At 46.6% G+C, this 17,630-nt stretch carries 14 protein-coding genes and 1 pseudogene; 3 read left to right on the plus strand and 12 right to left on the minus strand.

From position 1 onward, the window contains the following. The first annotated feature begins 613 nt into the window (after positions 1-613). Positions 614-1,945 carry an MATE family efflux transporter gene (locus tag KQI39_RS03285; RefSeq protein ID WP_216416433.1) on the plus strand — a complete coding sequence of 444 codons (1,332 nt, stop codon included), beginning with the start codon at positions 614-616 and terminating at the stop codon, positions 1,943-1,945. Between the two features lie 73 nt (positions 1,946-2,018). Here KQI39_RS03285 and KQI39_RS03290 read toward each other — a convergent pair whose 3' ends face one another. The 9 genes from KQI39_RS03290 to trxB all read right to left on the minus strand — a co-directional run bounded on the left by KQI39_RS03290 (position 2,019) and on the right by trxB (position 11,996). After that, complete coding sequence (locus tag KQI39_RS03290) at positions 2,019-2,741, minus strand: C40 family peptidase (protein WP_216416436.1); 723 nt, start codon at positions 2,739-2,741, stop codon at positions 2,019-2,021. A gap of 622 nt (positions 2,742-3,363) precedes the next feature. Beyond that, a complete protein-coding gene (locus KQI39_RS03295; RefSeq protein ID WP_216416439.1) occupies positions 3,364-4,221 on the minus strand; it encodes a YitT family protein in 858 nt (285 codons plus the stop codon). A 177-nt stretch (positions 4,222-4,398) separates the two neighbouring features. Continuing rightward, positions 4,399-5,241: a Cof-type HAD-IIB family hydrolase gene (locus KQI39_RS03300; protein ID WP_216416441.1), complete on the minus strand. Its 843-nt coding sequence runs from the start codon at positions 5,239-5,241 to the stop codon at positions 4,399-4,401. Positions 5,242-5,260: 19 nt separating this feature from the next. Next, entirely contained in the window at positions 5,261-6,940 is a 1,680-nt protein-coding gene (locus KQI39_RS03305) for a glycoside hydrolase family 13 protein (protein WP_216416444.1), read from the minus strand. A gap of 95 nt (positions 6,941-7,035) precedes the next feature. Then, a complete protein-coding gene (locus KQI39_RS03310) occupies positions 7,036-7,866 on the minus strand; it encodes a PTS system mannose/fructose/sorbose family transporter subunit IID (RefSeq protein ID WP_216416447.1) in 831 nt (276 codons plus the stop codon). Next, on the minus strand, positions 7,863-8,678 hold the full coding sequence (locus KQI39_RS03315; protein WP_216416450.1) for a PTS mannose/fructose/sorbose/N-acetylgalactosamine transporter subunit IIC: 816 nt from the start codon (positions 8,676-8,678) through the stop codon (positions 7,863-7,865). Before KQI39_RS03315 ends, KQI39_RS03310 begins: the two co-directional genes overlap by 4 nt. Before the next feature lie 104 nt (positions 8,679-8,782). Further along, positions 8,783-9,760: a PTS mannose/fructose/sorbose transporter subunit IIAB gene (locus tag KQI39_RS03320; RefSeq protein ID WP_216416452.1), complete on the minus strand. Its 978-nt coding sequence runs from the start codon at positions 9,758-9,760 to the stop codon at positions 8,783-8,785. Between the two features lie 273 nt (positions 9,761-10,033). Beyond that, positions 10,034-11,071 (minus strand): LacI family DNA-binding transcriptional regulator, encoded by a 1,038-nt coding sequence (locus KQI39_RS03325; RefSeq protein ID WP_216416454.1) that lies wholly within the window; start codon positions 11,069-11,071, stop codon positions 10,034-10,036. Continuing rightward, positions 11,058-11,996, minus strand: a complete 939-nt coding sequence (gene trxB, locus KQI39_RS03330; RefSeq protein ID WP_173762224.1) for a thioredoxin-disulfide reductase — start codon at positions 11,994-11,996, stop codon at positions 11,058-11,060. Before trxB ends, KQI39_RS03325 begins: the two co-directional genes overlap by 14 nt. 113 nt (positions 11,997-12,109) lie before the next feature. Here trxB and KQI39_RS03335 point away from each other — a divergent pair, with 113 nt between their 5' ends. After that, entirely contained in the window at positions 12,110-13,882 is a 1,773-nt protein-coding gene (locus KQI39_RS03335) for a DUF885 domain-containing protein (protein WP_253293044.1), read from the plus strand. Positions 13,883-13,932: 50 nt separating this feature from the next. Here KQI39_RS03335 and KQI39_RS03340 read toward each other — a convergent pair whose 3' ends face one another. Further along, entirely contained in the window at positions 13,933-14,214 is a 282-nt protein-coding gene (locus KQI39_RS03340; protein ID WP_021976992.1) for a hypothetical protein, read from the minus strand. A gap of 5 nt (positions 14,215-14,219) precedes the next feature. Beyond that, entirely contained in the window at positions 14,220-14,633 is a 414-nt protein-coding gene (locus KQI39_RS03345) for an acyl-CoA thioesterase (protein ID WP_330653925.1), read from the minus strand. 686 nt (positions 14,634-15,319) lie between these two features. Here KQI39_RS03345 and KQI39_RS03350 point away from each other — a divergent pair. Further along, complete coding sequence (locus KQI39_RS03350) at positions 15,320-16,972, plus strand: CapA family protein (protein ID WP_253293045.1); 1,653 nt, start codon at positions 15,320-15,322, stop codon at positions 16,970-16,972. Positions 16,973-17,066: 94 nt separating this feature from the next. Here KQI39_RS03350 and KQI39_RS03355 read toward each other — a convergent pair. Continuing rightward, positions 17,067-17,510, minus strand: a pseudogene (locus tag KQI39_RS03355) (cation transporting ATPase C-terminal domain-containing protein); the annotation flags it as partial. Positions 17,511-17,630 lie beyond the last annotated feature (120 nt).

Consider the following 17,630-nt stretch of genomic DNA (forward strand, 5'->3'; position numbering starts at 1 on the left):
TAGATTAGTTTTACAAGAATTTATTTATTGTTTTCTGATTATTCATTTTTATTCTTTTGAATTATGTCTTTTTTGCAAAATATTCTATGATATTTAGAATTTAAAAATGTCAATAGTTTTAAAAATATTTTTAACGTTTTTTACAGATTTATCATTTTACACAAAACATACGTTTCATTTTATTTATGTAAATCAGGTCATCCACATTGTTATCCTTGTGGATAATGTGGATAATTTTGTGTATAACTTGATTATTAGCGGATTTGCGGATTTTTGTCATGTGGAAAACTTTTTGGAAAGTTTTTCACTTATCCACCATGATTCGACAGGTTTTGTGCATATTGCCAGAATGGTATTTTTCAGCCCGATTATGCCCGCAATTGCCCGCAGTCAGGCAGATATTCTTAAACCGTATGTCTATTGACATCCAGCTCATTTTTTGTTAAGGTGAAGGCACTAAAACAACGTGTGGATTTTTCAGTTCCGACTTTTTTCGCCACACAACCTGCCCCATTCAGAAGGGACAGGTTGTGTGGCTTTTATTGTGTAAAAAAGCACGCTCTGTTTCCCACACTTGATATCCATACGATTCCGATATAAAGGAGGATTTTTCATGAACGACACATTTATGAAGGAAAAACCTGTAGGTCCGCTGTTGGCATCCATGGCTCTGCCTATGGTCTTTTCCATGCTTGTAAACTCGCTGTACAACATTGTGGACAGTTTCTTTGTAGCGCAGATCAGTGAACAGGCCATGGCTGCCCTTTCCCTGGTCTATCCGGTTCAGAACATGATCAACGCCGTTGCCATCGGCTTTGGAATCGGAATCAACGCTAGAGTCTCCTACCACCTTGGTGCAGGAGACAAAAAAATGGCAGACACAGCCGCAACCCACGGTTTTCTCCTGTCTGTAATCCACGGTATCCTGATGACCGTAATCAGCATTGCCGTTATGCCCGCATTCCTTCGGATGTACACGCAGGATGAAACCGTAATCCGGATGGGACTGGAATATTCCACCATCGTTTTCCTGTTTTCCACAGTAATTACCATCAGCCTTTTCTTTGAAAAACTTTTCCAGGCTGTAGGAAGAATGAAAGTATCTATGATCGCACTGCTGGTGGGATGTATCAGTAACATTATCCTGGACCCGTTCCTGATCTGGGGAATCGGATTTTTCCCGAAAATGGGAATCCGTGGTGCGGCTCTGGCCACCGGCATCGGTCAGGTGCTCACCATTGTGGTGTATATGACCTTTTATATCCTGAAGCCTATTCCGGTACGCGTAACGCCAAAAGCTCTGAAAGCAAGCAAAGAAACGGATCTCAGCCTGTATGCCATCGGTATTCCTGCGATTCTGAACCTGGCACTGCCATCGTTCCTGATCTCCTTTCTGAATTCTGTACTGGCCGCCTATTCAGACAGTTATGTGGTAATCCTTGGCATTTATTATAAACTGCAGACTTTCCTGTACCTTCCGGCCAATGGTATCATTCAGGGAATGCGTCCGCTGATCGGCTATAACTTCGGTGCCCGGGAAATGAAACGGGTGAAAAAAATCTTCCGGCTGACACTGGAATCCAGCTGCGTGATCATGCTTCTTGGAACAATCATCTGCCTCCTGGCCTCCACACAGCTTATGAACCTTTTCACCACCACCCCGGAAACCATCGCCGCAGGTTCCAAAGCTCTCAGGATCATCAGCGCAGGTTTCCTTGTTTCCGCAATCTCTGTTACTACCTCCGGCGCCATGGAAGGTCTTGGAAAAGGCACACAATCCCTCGTGATCTCCCTTTTCCGCTACGTTATCGTTATCATGCCCGTAGCCTGGCTTTTATCCCGCTTTCTGGGCCCCACAGGCGTATGGAACGCCTTCTGGCTCACAGAGGTATTTACTGCCGCAGTATCTGTCACAGTTTACCGAAAAACCCTGAAAAAAGCATAACAAAAAAAGGCTTCGGTTCCACCCGTCTCAACACAGGCAAAACCGAAGTCTTTTCTTATCTGTCACTTATTCTCTATTCCACAAACGTACCAACTGCAGCCGGAGCCCGGTAATTATAGTCGGAAACCTTGATACCCGTAGCTGCTGTACTGGCGTGAACGATCTTGCCATCACCAATATAAAGAGCCACATGGTCAATCCCACCATCACCATAAAAAACCAGATCGCCAACTTCAATATCCGCAACATCCTTCTTCTCGGAAGCCGCACACTGAGCCGCCGCAACACGAGGCAATTCATACCCAAACTGTGCAAACACAGACATTACAAACCCTGAACAATCCGCCCCATTAGTCAGACTCGTCCCCCCATAAACATAAGGATTTCCCACAAACTGCAATGCAAAATCCACAATCTCCTGCCGCTTCGCCAACCGCTCTTCCTCAGCCTTACGCGCAGCCTCCTCAGCAGCCTTACACTCCTCTTCCGCTTTACGGGCAGCCTCAGCAGCCGCCTCCGCCTCAAGCCTCTCCTGTGCAATCACCTCAGCTTCAGCCTTCGCCTCCTGATAATCCTGCACCTCAGAAACCGTCTTATCAGCCAGAGCACTAGCCAAAGCAGAAATAGAATCCGCTCCGTCCGAGAAATCATCCTCCATGGAAAGCTCCTCCACCACTCCATCCGTCACAGAACTGACATCCGAAGCACCCAGAACAGAACATGGAACCGCCCCCACAAGAACAGCACTCAGAACAACAGCACTCAGAACAACAGCAGCAAATTTCTTATAAAACATAAAAATAAAAACTCCTCTCAGAAAACCACGCAGCAACACATACACTCATTCAGTCAGACATACACAATCCATTTCGCCACGCTCATCACTCGTTCATTTGTTACAATTCTGTTAAATTTGTTACACAAGTGTGTATCCTACCATAAAAACTTACACCTGTCAAACCCTTTCACAAAACCTTCACACACTAAATCCGCCATCCAACGCAACGCCAACACCCCATCCCTACCGTCAGACACCAGGAAACTCAGCCTTTCCTCCCAGCCATCCAGCGAAGCGCTGATGGCTCATCCAACTCCCAGGAATCCACTCCCCCCTAGCACTCATCACCCTCTCACTTCCACCAAAAGCCCCACACAGCCACCACTACCTCCCGCCCGGAATCGAACAGCCAGGGAGACGGGGGCTGGTTTGCTACGACTCTGCAGGAGGGGAGCTGATTCTTGGCTGCCCCCGACGAAGCCCGGAGCAAACCAGCACCCGTCTCCCTGGCGTCCGTCGTCCGTCAATCCGCACTTCGATCTGCAACCCACCCCGTACAAAAAAGAGCATCCCCTGCAGCCCATACCCAGGCCACAAGGAACACTCTCCCAACTTCCGTCAATCAAATATAAAAATATAATCAGATATAGCTCATAAACCCTTTACCAACAACCTCACTACTCTTAGTAACCATCAAAAACGCATGAGGATCCACCTCATCAATAAACCTCTGCAGCAACACCGCCTGTCCCACATCAACAACCGTCAGAATAATCTTCTTATCCTTATGCGTATAAACGCCCTCCCCATGATAAACCGTAGCACTCCGGTTCAGCTCATTCATAATAAACTCACAAATCTCATCCGGCTTACTGGAAATAATCGTAAAATACTTATTCAGCTTCATCCTTTCAATCGACTTATCAATCAACAACGTCTTAGCCATAAGCCCCAGCACAGAACAAAGCCCCGTAGTAAGATCAAACACCATAAACGAAACAACAACAATCGCACAATCCACCAAAAACAGTGCACCCGAAATATTCATAGTCGAATACTTCTTAATAATCATCGCCACAATATCCGTACCGCCACCCGAAGCATTCTCAAAAAACAACAACGCCGCAGCCAGTGCCGGCAGAATAATCGCAAAACAAAGCTCCAGCATAATATTCCCGGTCAGAGCCTTCTCCATTGGAAAAACCTTCTCAAACACATTCAGAAGCAAAGAAGAAACAACCGTAACATAAGCCGTCTTCACTCCAAAATCCCGTCCAAGAATAATAAACCCAATCACCAGCAAAATAAGATTAATCACCAAGTTGATCTGAGCAGACGTCATCGGAATAAAATGCGAAAATACAACCGCCATACCCGAAACACCACCAAAGGAAAAATTATTCGGAAACTTAAACACATAAATTCCCACATCCATCAGAACAACAGCAAATGTGATAATGATATACTCCATCACACGCTTCGGTATCAAATTTTTCATTAAAAAATATCCTCCTGATCTCCTCAAATAATTTTCACCGGTAACTACCGGTCAAAACCAGCAATCCCCGCATCCTCTTCGTTTATCATACCTTATATCACCAAAAATGCAAATAAAAAAGACAGAGAAAAATACATTTCCCTGTCCCTTATATCAACGATCACGATCAACCACAGCTTACAGCCCGAAAAACCTCTCCAGAAATTCCGCCACACCATCATGATCGTTATCTCCGGTCACCTCATTAGCTGCATCCTTTACATACTGTTTGGAATTGCCCATGGCAACACCGATGCCTGCGCCCTCCAGCATTTCCAGATCGTTCTCGTTGTCTCCGAAAGCGATCACATGCATCCGGTCAATGCCAAGTTTTGTGCGGAGCATGGCAAGGCCTACACCTTTGTCCACGCCTGCGGCATTGAACTCTGCGTTGCCGCTGATAGATGTGGTCACTGCCACATCATCCAGATCTTTCCATTTCTCGCGAAGTGCCCTGCTGGCTTCCCGGTCATCGAAATAAATATTGATCTTCTCTGCCTGGTTCAGAAGTTCTTCCTGATGATAAAAATCCTTTACATATTCATGCCTGCTGAGGAAATAATCTACAAAAGTTTTTTCCATCAGATCTTTGTCCGCTACAGATGCAACGTAATCCCTGGCATCTGCATCGGAATAGGCGATTCCGTTTGCGTATGCCTCTGCGATCCAGCCCTTTACGCCACTGTTCTCCACGTCTTTCAGGATTTTGCTTACCATTCCTTTTGGCATGGTTTTCCGCCAGATCATCTCATTTTTATCGTAGTCCCAGACAACGCAGCCATTTTCCACAATTCCCCATTTCACTCCCTCAAGCACGGAAAATTCCTGGGGGATCAGTTCTCTGGTTCTTCCTGTTGCCGGTACTACATAATGTCCGTCATCGATCAGCTTCTGCAAAACATTTCTTGTTCTCTCGGAAATCTTATTGACACTGTTCAGAAGCGTTCCGTCCATATCCACTGCAATGATGTATTTCTCCATAAATCCTCCCGTACAGGAATTACCGGATCCTCATCATAAACGCCTCGTATGGTCTTAAATCCTCTTTGATTCCTGTTCTGTCTTTATAGTTTGCGATTTTGATGTCCGCTTTATTGGACACATATCCCGCAAGACTTTCTGTACTTACTGTATCCTCAGAAAGGTTTGCCACCACGATCCACTGCTCTTTGTCGGAAGTTCGCAGGTATGCAAAGACCTTCTCGTCTTCCGGAAGAAGAAGCTGATAGTCGCCTTCTGTGAGAAGTTCTTCCTCATGACGCAGGCGGATCAGATCTTTATAATAATAAAACACGGAATCATTTTTTTCCAGAGCTTTTTTTACATTGATCTCCTGATAGCGGTCAGAAAGGCGGAACCATGGCTTACCGTTTGTAAAGCCTGCGTTCTCACTGTCATCCCACTGCATCGGAACTCTGGCATTGTCACGGCTCTTGTTCCATACAGCCTTGCGGAAATCATCTTCAGAGATGGTTTTGTTCTTAATAACAAGATCCTGGTACGCATTACGTACCTCGATATCCTCGTACTCATCCAGCGGGAACTGTACATTTGTCATACCGATTTCCTCGCCCTGATATACATAAGGAGTTCCCTGCATGCCATGGAGAACAGTAGCATAAGCTTTTGCACATTCCTCACGGTAAGTGGTGTCATTTCCCCATCTGGAGATCACACGTGGCTGGTCATGGTTTTCGAAGTACAGAGCATTCCAGCCTTTACCATAAAGCTTGTTCTGCCAATCGGTCATCACACGTTTCAACTCGCGGAGATCAAAAGGTTTCAGCGCCCACTTGCGGTTTACAGAACCTGGGATACGGTCGATGTTCATATGCTCAAATGTGAAGATCATGTTCAGCTCTTCACGCACCGGATCTGTAAAAAGTCTTGCAACCTCCGGTGTGGAACCTGGTGCCTCACCCACTGTCATGCAGTCATATTTGGAAAGTACTTCCTGGTTCATCTCATGGATAAACTCGTGAAGTCTCGGTCCGTTGCTGTGATATTTTCCTGTGTAATACTTACGGTCATCAGTCTTCGGGTAATCCGGGAAGGACTGGTCTTTGGAGATGGATGCGATCACGTCCATACGCCATCCGTCAGCTCCTTTATCCATCCAGAATTTCATCAGATCATAGATTTCCTTACGGACAGTTTTATTTTCCCAGTTGAGGTCCGGCTGTTTTTTGCTGTAGAAATGAAGGTAATACTGGCCACGCTCTTCGTCGTATTCCCAGGCACTTCCGCAGAAGCTGGAACCCCAGTTGTTTGGCTCACTGCCATCTGCTTTCGGGTCTTTCCAGATGTAATAATCACTGTATTTGTTATCTTTTGATCTTCGGCTTTCCACGAACCATGCATGCTCATCGGAAGTGTGGTTAACAACAAGATCCAGAACGATCTTGATGCCATGTTCGTGAGCTTTTTTGATCAGCTCATCCATGTCCTCGTTGCTTCCGAAACCTGCATAGATCTTTCGGTAATCACTGATATCGTAACCGTTATCGTCCTGTGGGGAGTCAAAAACAGGGCTGAGCCAGATTACATCAATTCCAAGGTTCTGAAGGTAGGGGAGTTTTTCAATAATACCCTGGAGATCGCCGAAGCCGTCTCCGTTGGAGTCCTTAAAGCTTCTTGGATAAATCTGATATACAACGGAATTTTTCCACCAATTTTTCATTTTTCTGTGTCTCCTTCGTTATTTTTGGCTTTTTTATAGGCGGACCGATCGGGCCCGCCTTTTTGCAGTTCTGATTTTATCCTTATCTTTAAGGCTTATGCAATTCCGAGAAGAGAGAGAAGGATACTCAGGATGATAACACCAATGATCAGAACCGTGATGCTGATATTTTTCTTTTTCAGCAGATAGTAACACAGAAGAGTCAGTCCAAGAGGAACGATCCCGATAAAGATCTGATCCAGCATGTTCTGAAGATTCAGAACCGATTCACCCTTCATGGTGAGTTCATAAGTGGAGTTAAAGGTTACCATGCTGGCAGTCATACCGCCGACCATGATCAGACCAACAATGCTGGCAGCCTTTGTCAGGATGTTCATAAGACCGCTTGCATAAACCTTCTGGATGTATTCGGAACCAAGTTTGTATCCCAAAAATGTTCCGTAATATTTCACAAGAATAGACGGAATGTTGAAAAGAAGCAGGAACACGATTGGTGCCAGGATGTTTCCGGATGCACCAAGTCCCACTGCGATTCCGGCTGCAATTACACGGAGAACGCCCCAGAAAATGGAATCACCGATACCTGCCAGAGGTCCCATCAGTGAGGATTTCACTGCGTTGATGGAGCTTGCGTCAAAATCCTTCTGCTCGCTGTTTTTCTTCTCCATGGATGCTACAAGACCCATGATAAAAGTAGAACAGGTGATGGTTGTATTAAAATAGGACATGCTTCTTGTGAGGGCAGCTTTTTTGCCTTCCTCATCGTTTTTGTAAAATTTGTTGATAAACGGCATCAGGGAATAGCAGAAACCGGAAGCTCCCTGTTTTGCCGGGCTTACTGCCGCATACAGAGTAAAGGAACGCCAGAACGCTTTTCTCAGCATTTTTCTTTCATCTGCAGGAATGGATTTCGTTAAATTACTCATGAGAAAAATTCCTCCTCTTCTTCGTCAAGATATTCGTCAGAACCACCGGCCGGTGAAGCTGCCACTCTCTGTGCCGCAAGCTGGTTCAGCTTGTAATCGTTCATACCAATGGAAATTGCAATGATCACACCGATCACGGCAAGGGCGATCAGCGGAAGGTTTAAGTATGCTGCAAGGACAAATCCCAGGAAGTAGAACATGCAGATCTTGTTGTCCCAAAGCATTTTCATCAGCATCGCCATACCTACTGCCGGAAGAAGTCCGCCGCAGACTGTCAGACCATTCATAACAACATCCGGGATGGCATCCAGAAGTGCGCTGACTGCGTCAGATCCGAACAGGATTCCGAAGAATGCGAACAGGGAATACAGGAACCAGTTTACAGCCCAGAGTCCGTAATGAAGGGCGATGATCTGTTTCTCCTTGCCCTCTGCTGCCAGACGGTCGAAGGTTTTTGCAAACATACCTACAATAAAGATGTAGAGAACGGTCTTGATCTGAAGACCAAGGATACCAATTGGAAGTGCCAGTGTAAGAGCTACCTCAGAACCTTTGCCAAGCATGATGGCAAAAGCAGTTCCTACGGCTGTGGCGATTCCGGGTTCTGCCGCGGAAGCACCGCCGATATTTACAACTCCCATGAATACGGCTTCCAGTGAAGCTCCGATGATCACTCCTGTGTGAAGATCTCCAAGGAACAGACCTACCAGCGGTCCGATGACGATCGGACGGTTCAGCATGGTAAATCCGATCAGCTCTGCACCGCCGACACAGATGAATACGGCAAGTGCTACAAGAAATGCGTTTAACATTTTTTCTTTCCTCCCTTTTTTGTTACGTTTTACTTATTCCGTGGATATTCACATTCCACGATCTGCATTCCGATAACCATTACGTTTATTCTTTTTTATATGCATCAGTTTAATTTATCAAGCACATCCTTCACAAGCTTCTGCTCATCATTCGGTACCTGCTGCATACAGGTCTTCGGGTCAAGGGCAACCAGACTCTTAAGCGCCTGCTGCTCTGCTTTTGTCAGCATGATGGTCGGTGTCAGGACAAGTTTCTCGGAAACATCGATTCCATCGAAACGTCCGGTATTTCCTACATTGAGGAATCCGATCTCGCCAACGCTCTGTCTTACTTTCAGTGCATCTTTTACGGTTCTTGTGAGAACCAGGATACGCATCTTGGATGCTTTCGGGTTATTTAAGATACGGATGGCTTCGTCCACCGGTTTGATCAGGGATTTGATTCCGCCAGGTACTGCCATTTTCAGCGCCATTTTCTGGGTATTGTCGTTGGCTGCCTCATCATTGGCTACCACGATTCCCTGTACTGCCAGCTGCTTGGTCCAGGTCATGGCAACCTGTCCGTGGATCAGACGGTCATCTACACGAAGTGCGGTGATCTTTGCTGTGGAATTGTCGTAGGACTGTGGGACTGGTTCTTTTTTCGGTGCGGATTTCTCTGCAGCTGGTGCAACATTTTCTTTTGCCGAAGATTTTTTCTCCCCACCCAGATCCACCACCTGAAGTTCTTCCCTTGCGTCATCGATGAACTCCTGGATCTCTTCCTCTGTTACATCGTCATCTGCCATCATTACCTGCATCAAAACTGGAAGGTTGGTTCCTGTGATCAGCGTAACATTTTCTTTCTGGCTGTATCCCAGAAGTTTCTGGTTTACACTTCCTCCCATCAGGTCTGTGAAAACGAAAATCCTGTCGTTTTCATGCTGTGCGAAATATTCTTCAAACTTTTTCTCCACATTGTCTTCCGGTGTTACATAAGCGTCGATGGTTGTGATCTCGGCCATTTTTCCAACGATCAGCTCTGCTGTGTAACGGATACCGGAGGCCATTTTTCCATGTGTGGCGATCAGAATCTGTTTCATCTGGTATTCACTCCTTCTGTACTCTTTCCCTTTGGTTATGTACATAACCTTTATGTTCACACTATAACATCAAAGATAGGTTGTGTAAATAGGTTATGTACATAACCTATTATTGTGACAAGTTCGAAATTATGGTTTTGTGCAGGTTTCACATAGATAATTTTACCAAAAAAGCCGAAAATACTCTGGCTGTCAGATACTGACAGTTCCCGTATATTTCGGCTTTTGACATCTTTATATTTCAGATTCTCTGTACTTTTACTGTGTAATTCCTTACTTTTCCTCTTCCTGCGGCTGTACCGACTTCCGCGGTATCAGTGTAACCGGAAGCTCGATCTCATTCTCCCGCTCTTTCTCCACACCGTTGATCCGCTCCATCAGGATCTCCACGGCAAGGGAAGCTTTCTGCTCCACATTCTGGCTGATCGTGGTCAGCCTTGGCACGGAAAATTCCGCATAGCTGATATTATCGTATCCCGCAATTCCAATCTCCTCCGGGATCTTTACTCCACGGCTGCTGAAAAAGCTGATCGCTTCCAGCGCATAAAGATCTGACAGGAAAAACAAGGCAGTCTTCGGTTTTTTCCGCTGGATCAGCCACGCATAGCTTTCTTTTCGTTTGGCGTAGTTCATTCCAAGAGCGGTAAACTGCACCTTCTGCTTTTTTCCTGCAAATTCTTTCGCTGCGCGCTGGGCACCCATGTAACGGAAATGATCCACGCCATTGTCACGGCCTGCACAGACCTGGATATGCTCATAGCCGCATTCCAGGAGATATTTTGTCATAAGGTAGCCACCGCTCTCATCGTCCAGTCCAATATTCAGGACATGGTTTTCCTGGCCTGCGTCAAGCTCGCCGTAGGCATCAATGGAAACGATAGGCTTGTTGATCAGCTGATAGATTTTTTCGCAGTTACTTTTGCTGAAAGAGATGGCAATGACGCCGTCCACATCCCAGCCCATGACCATCTGAAAGATCTTGTCCGTATCTTTTGCAGAATAGAGCATCAGATAGTAGCCAAGTTCCTGCACGTATTTCTCAATAAAACCGATGATCTTTCCGTAAAAAGGATCTCCGATAACGGAATCCTTGAAGTCTTTATGATAATTGATCACAACTGCGATCAGCTGAGATTTCTCCTTATTGAGAACTCTCAGTCCCATTTTCTGGACATATCCCATTTCCCGGATAAGATTCTCGATCTTCTCAATGTTTGCAGGAGATACTTTTTTTGTTTTTCCATGTATGACGTTGGAAACAGTTGTTGTGCTTACACCTGCTCTCTGCGCGATTTCCTTAATGGTTGCCATTGTCTGTCCTCCAGAGATATTTCTGTGCGGAAGCCACTGCATTGGCTCCGTCTGAAACAGCAGTTACTACCTGGCGAAGTGCCTTGGTACGAATATCCCCCGCTGCAAAAACCCCAGGTGCGCTGGTAACACCATCTTCTCCTGCACAGATATATCCGTTTTCATCCAGCTTAAGCTGGTCTTTTACAAGTGCCGTGCTGGGAACAATGCCTACTGCGATAAAAACGCCGTCTGCTTTCAGTTCCCGTTCTTCCTCTGTTTTCACATTGCGGATCTTAAGACCTGTCACTTCTTCCTGGCCCAAAATCTCAAGTGGAACACTGTCCCACACCATTTCTATATTTTCGCAGGCAAAAACCTTCTCCTGAATGGCCTTATCCGCCCGAAGCGCATCACGGCGGTGGACAAGATATACTTTTTCGCAGAGGCCGGAAAGAAAAACCGCGTCCTCTGCTGCCACGTTTCCGCCGCCCACTACCACTGCAGTCCTGTCCTTATAAAAAGCTCCGTCACAGGTAGCACAATAGGAAACTCCAAGGCCGCCAAGGTCATCTTCTCCCGGAATATCCAGTTTCCTGTGCTCAGCTCCAAATGCAAGGATCAGCGTTTTTGCCTGGTATTCGTGTTTTTTTGTGCGGATCGTCTTGATCTCCCCGGAAATATTTTCCAGGGAAAGGATCTTCTCGCGCTGCGGTTCCAGCCCCAGTTTCCGGGCATGCTCCCCGAACGCTTCCCCCAGATCCATACCTGAGATTCCCGGCATTCCCGGATAATTATCCACCTCATAGGTAGCTGTGATCTGGCCGCCCGGTGCGAAATTTTTGTCGATCCATATAGTATTTAATCTGGCCCTGGACGCATAGATCGCTGCCGTGATCCCTGCCGGACCTCCGCCTAAAATTGCAAGATCATAGATATCGCTCATGTTATTTCTCCATAATTTATCGGCTTTTTTTCTGTATTTCCGTTCACATAATATCATAGATTCCGTAATTTTCCAATATGATAGAACAAAGCATCCTTCTGAAAGGATCTCCTATGCCTTTTAAGATCCGGGGAAAAAAATCTCCTCTTTTTATCACTTTGCTGCTTGTCCTGACACTGTTTGCAGGCCTCACTGCCGGCTATTTTTCCGCCCATGGGATCACGGAAAATGGAAAATTTGAAGCCTTTTCCAGAAAAGTTTTTCAAAATGAAGTCTCCGGCAGCACACTTACTCTTCACTATACCCTGACACATCCGGAAAAACAGGGCATCCCACGAAAAAAAGCCTCTCTTGGCACCGTCCCGACCGACATGAAAAATACATATCAGATCTGCAGCCAGTACGAAGAAAAGCTGAAATCCTTTCGCTACAGCCGCCTTTCCACGGAAAACCAGCTGACTCTGGATTCCATGCTCCTCTATTATCATACGGAAAAATCTCTGGGCGACAATTATCTTCTCCAGGAACCACTTGGCCCAAGTCTCGGCATTCAGGCCCAGCTTCCCGTACTTCTGGCGGAATACGCTTTTTATGAAGATCAAGATATCACCGATTATCTCAACCTTCTCACCACCATCCGGCCTTACTTTCAAAGTATCCTGAAATTTGAGAAAAAGAAATCCGAAGCTGGTTTCTTTATGAGCGACACTACTCTGGACCGGGTTCTGGCACAATGCAGCGCTTTTATCCAGAATCCGGACAACAATTATATGCTGGATATTTTTCAGAAAAAGCTCTCGGATTATGGAAAACTTTCCGTTTCAGAACAGAACGCTCTGATCCTGACCCACAAAAGTCTCATGAAAACAGAAGTCATTCCCGCCTATCAGGAACTTATGACCGGACTGGAAGCTTTGCGTGGCACAGGGAAAAACAATCGTGGCCTGACTTATTTTAAGGGAGGAAAAGCCTACTATCTCTATCTTCTCCAGAGCCAGACCGGGTCTTACGTTCCTGTAAAACAAATGGAAAAAAGACTCTCCAGACAGCTTTCCAGTGAAATTGGAATCGCTGGAACCATGCTCCGCAAAAACCCGAAACTTCTGACTACCCTTAACCGGGGAATCAATTTCAGAGAAATGAAACCTGCCCAGATGCTAAACGTCCTTCAGCAGAAAATTCAGGCGGACTTTCCATCCCTTACAGATGTCACTTTTGAGCTCCGCACAGTCCATGATTCCATGAAAGATTATTTAAGTCCTGCCTTTTATCTCACTCCGCCCATGGATACCGGAACACCTAATGTGATCTACATAAATCCGGCTGCCAATTATCAGGGACTGGAGCTTTTTACCACACTGGCACACGAAGGATTCCCGGGACACCTTTACCAGACCGTCACCTTCCAACGCCAGAATCCCTCCGGCATCCGGAATCTCCTCTGCACCTCCGGTTTTGCGGAAGGATGGGCCACCTATGTTGAGCCCTTTGCCTACCAGTACGCGGCCGATTATATTCAGGATCCTTTTGCCACAGAACTTGCCAGGATCTCCTGGCTGAACCGCAGCATCAACTTATGTATGTACTCCCTTCTGGATATCGAGATCCACTACAACGGCTGGACCCAGGCCGAAGCAGCCAGCTTCCTGAAAGCCTTTGGAATCGAAGACAGCACCGTTGTCTCCGAGATCTACCAGTATATCCTGGAAACCCCCGGGAATTATCTGAAATACTACTGGGGCTACTTAAGCATACTGGACCTACGCACCTCCGAACAGAACCGCCTGGGCCAGGATTTTGACCTCAAAAAATTCCACAGCCAGGTGCTGAAAATCGGTGGTGTACAGTACCCAGTGCTGGAGAAGTATATTGACGCGGAATTTTAACCAAATCAAGTAAGTCCCCTGCTTCAATTGCGAATATCCGCTTGACCTCTTTACTCCAGCCCCGCAAAAAATAGCTCATAAAAATCATCCTCACCCTCAAGCATCGGAGAATTCTCCCCGCCACCATTGGTGCTCCGCTTCATAGCCGCATAAAACTCTTCCCCCGCCGCAATCAGATCCATCTCATAAACTGGAACCCCAAGCTCCCGGCACTTTTTACAGAAGGCAGCCAGCGGCTCCTTCTCCTTACGGGTAGCCAGCAAAACCTCCCGAAGCGCCGGGTCCCTGCGGGCCTTTTCCTTCAGATTATCAAGCATCTCCACAACTTCCATCCAACTTACTCTCCCTTCGCACAATCTCTAAACAGAACATCCAGTTCCGGAATCTCCCTCTTCAGAGAAACCAGCTTCCCATCCCTGGTAAAACAATGCTTCGAAGAAGCCACAGTACAGACCTCGCCCCTGGTCACATTAAAAAACTCATAATCCAGTTCCAGAACCGCACCACTGTACTTCCTCACTGAAACCGAAATCTCCACCACATCATCAAAAAGCACCGGCTTCTTATAAGAAACCGAAACCCCCGCAACCGGAGAAACGATCCCCCGCTTCTCCACCTCACCATAACCAAAACCCATCTCTTTCATAAAATCGATCCGGGCCTCTTCCATCCATTTCACATAATTGGAATGATGGATAATCCCCATCTGATCCGTCTCATGATACTGCGCCTTACGCCTGTAAACACCCACAAAAACACTCCCTTCCATTTTTCCTACAGTATACACCACTCCCCCACACCAGGCAACAACACCTCACCCTTCCCACTTCATTTCAAACCGACAGCGAAGCGCCTCGGCTCATCCCCTACCGTTAAACCACAAGGAAACTCAGCCTTTCCTCCACGCCGTCCAGCGCAGCGCTGACGGCTCATCCAACTCCCGTGAAACCACTCAACCTCACATTCTAAACCGAACTCCCACCCCGCCACTCTACCCTCACACTCTGAACCTCACTGCCCGGGCAGCCATCAGCACTTCCCGGCTTGAAACACCAGCTGGCAAGGCGTGTGCTGTCTGGCGACGACTCTGCAGGAGGGGTGCTGATTCTTAGTCGGTGGAAATCTGCGTTGCTTCAAAAATTCTCGCTGTTTGAGCGAAGCGAGTTCGGGAATTTTTGAAGCGGTTTTAGCAGATTTTCAGCGGCTTAGAAGCCAGCCCCCGACGAAGCCCCGGCGCCGGACAGCACACGCCTTGCCAGCGTCCGTCCAACAAAACCACAAACCAGACAGCAACCCCAACACGGGCGTACGTTCCCTCCCACCACCCTCTTCCCACGAAAAAAAAAATCTGCTATAATACAACCACGCAATAATAAAACGAACATTCACAAAACAACTACATTCAAAAAAATCAAAGAAAGACAAGGTAAACCATAAATGAAATTCTCACCCAACATCAAAATCCCCGACTCCCTCAAACGAGTCCTCAAAAGAGAATCCACCCCTACCCCTCTACAAGAGCCCAGGCGACCCATCAAACGCAACCCCAAGGACAACATCCCGTTAAACTTCCGCGAACGCAGCAACGCCCGCATAAGCCTTCTAGCATCCATCGTTGTCCTTGCCATCCTGGTACTTTTCTTCAATCAGCTGGACTACCGCCTTATCCGCAAACCAGCCATTGATGCCCAGAAAAAAGCAGCTGCAATAAAAGAAAAACAAGAAGCAGCTGCCACTACCGGAGAAATCACCACAGCCTCCGTTATCGCAGTCGGCGACAACCTCTACCACCAGAGCCTCATAGACGCAGGCGCATCCTCTGACGGCAACTGGAACTACGACAAAATCTACACCCACATCCAGGACGCCATCAAAGACGCAGACATCAAAATGATCGACCAGGAAACCGTCTTCACAACCGACCACGACAGCGTAAGCTCCTACCCCTCCTTCGCAACCCCGACCGAAGTAGGCGACGCCATCGTAAAGGCCGGATTCAACGTAGTAGAATCCGCCAACAACCACATTGATGACTTCGGCGAAGGCTTCCTCACCGACACACTGAACTTCTGGAAAACCAATTATCCAGATGTCACACTTCTCGGAATCCATGACTCCCAGGAAGATGCTGACACCGTAAAAATCCGCGAAGTAAACGGTATCAAAATCGCATTTCTGGATTATACCTACGGCACTAACGTAGGCGGAATCGAGGGAAAAGATTACATGATCGACATGATCCGCAAGGACAAGATCACAACCATGATCCAGAAAGCCAAACAGCAGGCTGACTGCATCATCTTCGTAGCACACTGGGGCACCGAAGACGAAACTATGCCAAACGAATACGAAAAACAATGGGCAGCCTATCTCATGGAACAGGGTGTAAACGTCATCATCGGCGGTCACCCACATGTACTTCAGCCATACGGCCGCCTTACCGATGATAATGGCAATGAAGCTGTCGTTTTCTACTCTCTGGGAAATTTCGTATCCACCCAGCAGAAACTGGAAGAGCTCCTTGGCGGAATGGCAAAATTCACTATCCAGAAAACGGTAAAAGATGGCAAAACTTCCATCGAGATCCTGACACCAACTGTAGAACCTCTGGTTATGCATTACAACAGCGATGCCGGAGAATTTGGGCCGTACATGCTTTCTGACTACACGGAGGAACTGGCATCTCAGAACGGTGTTCAGAAGTACATTGGTTCCGGTGTATTCACTCTCGACAACCTGAAAAAGAAATTCAATGAAATCATGTCCATGAATGTTACCCCATCCACAGGAACCAATCTTCTGGATGTAACCATTGATACTGATCTGAATATGATTGATGCATCCGGAAATATCGTAGAAGACACCGATTCTATCACAGCAGAAAAATATTATGCGGACAAAGGAATTGACATTAATTCCGAAAATTTCAACTCTGCAGACAATAATTCCGGCAGCACAGACGGATCCTCGGATGACACCTCCGATGATGGCTCGGATTCTTATGATGACAGCAGCTATGACGATGGTTCCTACGATGATACTTCTTACGACGATTCCTATGATGACTCCTACTATGACAGTGAAGAATAAGTTGTATTAATTCCAGATAAAAACACCGGAGATCGGAATGTCTCATCTTCCAATGACATTCCGATCCCCGGTATTTTTTATTTTCTGTTTTTTGTCAGAACTTCACCACCTGTTTCAGTCCCTGAATCACCAGCATACTTAATCCTGACAATCCATAAACGGTCAGAAGCTCTCCCATTTTAAGTGTCTGCACTACAAAAAATCCATGCAGCGCCGGAACCGTAAGTACCACTGTAAGAAGTACAAATCCAGCCAGCACCACAGCACCGATCACACCACCTTCCACTCCAATGCGGGTCAGGAAATCTTTTGTAAGAATGGATTCCTTTACGGGTCTGGGCTTTTCTCCCATCACATCATGATGGTAAGGTTCCAGCCCCAGCGCAATGGCCGGAAGGCTATCCGTAAGCAGATTGATAAACAGCAGATGCACCGGCGCAAAAGGAACCGGTAAGCTCATCAGAGAAGCCACAATCACTACCAGAATTGCCGCAAAATTTCCGGAAAGAAGAAACTGTATAGCTTTTTTGATATTTTCACTATAAATGAGCAAGTTCGTGATTTTGCATAAAAGAAAGACACCTCGATTCCATGTGTTGTATAATGAAAGTGCCAAAACAAACATTTGCAACATTTACGAAAGAAGGTGTCTCTCGCA

The sequence above is a fragment of the Blautia sp. MSJ-36 genome (genome assembly GCF_018917985.1).
GTDB lineage: Bacteria > Bacillota > Clostridia > Lachnospirales > Lachnospiraceae > Blautia_A.

Coding starts and splice junctions, on each gene's coding strand:
- KQI39_RS03310 (WP_216416447.1), bottom strand. CDS start 7,866: ATGAGTAATTTAACGAAATCCATTCCTGCAGATGAAAGAAAAATGCTG.
- KQI39_RS03305 (WP_216416444.1), bottom strand. CDS start 6,940: ATGAAAAATTGGTGGAAAAATTCCGTTGTATATCAGATTTATCCAAGA.
- KQI39_RS03325 (WP_216416454.1), bottom strand. CDS start 11,071: ATGGCAACCATTAAGGAAATCGCGCAGAGAGCAGGTGTAAGCACAACA.
- KQI39_RS03300 (WP_216416441.1), bottom strand. CDS start 5,241: ATGGAGAAATACATCATTGCAGTGGATATGGACGGAACGCTTCTGAAC.
- KQI39_RS03335 (WP_253293044.1), top strand. CDS start 12,110: ATGCCTTTTAAGATCCGGGGAAAAAAATCTCCTCTTTTTATCACTTTG.
- KQI39_RS03315 (WP_216416450.1), bottom strand. CDS start 8,678: ATGTTAAACGCATTTCTTGTAGCACTTGCCGTATTCATCTGTGTCGGC.
- trxB (WP_173762224.1), bottom strand. CDS start 11,996: ATGAGCGATATCTATGATCTTGCAATTTTAGGCGGAGGTCCGGCAGGG.
- KQI39_RS03320 (WP_216416452.1), bottom strand. CDS start 9,760: ATGAAACAGATTCTGATCGCCACACATGGAAAAATGGCCTCCGGTATC.
- KQI39_RS03285 (WP_216416433.1), top strand. CDS start 614: ATGAACGACACATTTATGAAGGAAAAACCTGTAGGTCCGCTGTTGGCA.
- KQI39_RS03350 (WP_253293045.1), top strand. CDS start 15,320: ATGAAATTCTCACCCAACATCAAAATCCCCGACTCCCTCAAACGAGTC.
- KQI39_RS03290 (WP_216416436.1), bottom strand. CDS start 2,741: ATGTTTTATAAGAAATTTGCTGCTGTTGTTCTGAGTGCTGTTGTTCTG.
- KQI39_RS03340 (WP_021976992.1), bottom strand. CDS start 14,214: ATGGAAGTTGTGGAGATGCTTGATAATCTGAAGGAAAAGGCCCGCAGG.
- KQI39_RS03295 (WP_216416439.1), bottom strand. CDS start 4,221: ATGAAAAATTTGATACCGAAGCGTGTGATGGAGTATATCATTATCACA.